This is a genomic window from Pseudomonas sp. 2(2015), from assembly GCF_000955865.1.
Lineage (GTDB): Bacteria > Pseudomonadota > Gammaproteobacteria > Pseudomonadales > Pseudomonadaceae > Aquipseudomonas.
This window is the reverse complement of record NZ_JYOF01000027.1, coordinates 1-1,234: the sequence shown is the minus strand read 5'-3', so window position 1 is coordinate 1,234 and position 1,234 is coordinate 1. Positions and strand designations below refer to the sequence as shown.

Sequence of the window (1,234 nt, the reverse complement as noted above, 5' to 3'; positions counted from 1 at the left end):
TGTAGTGGTCAACTAATCCCGGACACTGCGTTAAGTTTTTCTTCGGCAACAGCGGGCGCTAGCCCGCTGTTGAACTGATGCGGTCGCTGCCAGTTGTAGCGCTGCATCAGAAACCGACCAATATCCTGCTGTGCTAGCGAAGCACTCATATAGCCCACGGTCGGTACCCATTCCGTTTTCAGGCTGCGAAACAACCGTTCCATCGGTGCATTATCGTGGCAGTTTCCACGCCGACTCATGCTCTGCTTGAAGCGATAACGCCACAGCCGCTGACGGAAGCTTCGGCTGCTGTATTGGCTTCCTTGGTCGCTGTGAAACAGTACATTCTGAGGCCGGCCACGCTGCTCATAGGCCATATCCAAAGCCTTGATGACCAGGTCAGAATCGGGCTTCGATGAAAACGCCCAGCCCACTACACGACGAGCGAAAAGATCGATCACGGCCGCCACATAGTGCCAGCGGCCTTGAGCCCAGACATACGTGATGTCCCCGCACCAGACTTCATTCGGCGCCGAAACGGTAAACGCTCGATCCAGCACGTTCGGGATATCCGGCCGCTCCACCGTCGCCTTTTTGTAGGCGTGTGAGCCAGGCTGTTTGCTGATCAGCTTCATCTCATTCATCAGCTTGCGTACCTTGAATCGGCCAATTGCTATGCCGTCCTCGCGCATCATGAACATGATGCTTCGGCTGCCCGCCGCGCTGCGGCTTTGGGTAAACAGTTCGTTGACTCGACTGCGCAAAATCAGCCGCTTAACGTCTGGAGATCGGTGCTTGCGACAGTGCGCGTAATAGCAGGATCGGGTGACTTCAAATACCGAGCACAACAGATCAACAGGCTCTTGAGCACGGAGTTGATCAATTAACGCGAACGCTCGTGTTCCTCGGCCATCAAGAGCGCGGTGGCCTTTTTTAATATACTTTTTTCCCGTTCCAGGCGATTGATCCGAGCTTCCAGCTCCTGGATTTTCTGCTGTTCGGGCGTCAGCGCTTTACTGGTCGGAGTCACACCGTTTCGCTCTTCCTGAAGCTGGTTAACCCATCGACGCAGGGCCGAATCCGCCAGCCCAAGCGAACGGGCTGCTTCGATATGGCTGTAGCCCTGGTCGAGCACCAGACTGGCTGCTTCTCGCTTGAATTCGGGTGTAAAGGAACGACGTTGCTTGGTCATCGGACACCTCTCTGTGGCGAGCATTCTCGCCTAAATGGGTGTCCGGTTTCATTAGACCACTAC

Annotated in this window: 1 protein-coding gene; it reads right to left on the bottom strand. The window is 55.3% G+C overall.

All coding sequences use genetic code 11. The features are described 5' to 3' along the window. Positions 1–8: 8 nt before the first annotated feature. A protein-coding gene (locus UB48_RS27560) for an IS3 family transposase (RefSeq protein ID WP_156160253.1) occupies positions 9–1,171 on the bottom strand; the annotation gives its coding sequence in 2 pieces (ribosomal slippage) (positions 9–916 and positions 916–1,171; 1,164 coding nt in all). Positions 1,172–1,234: the final 63 nt, after the last annotated feature.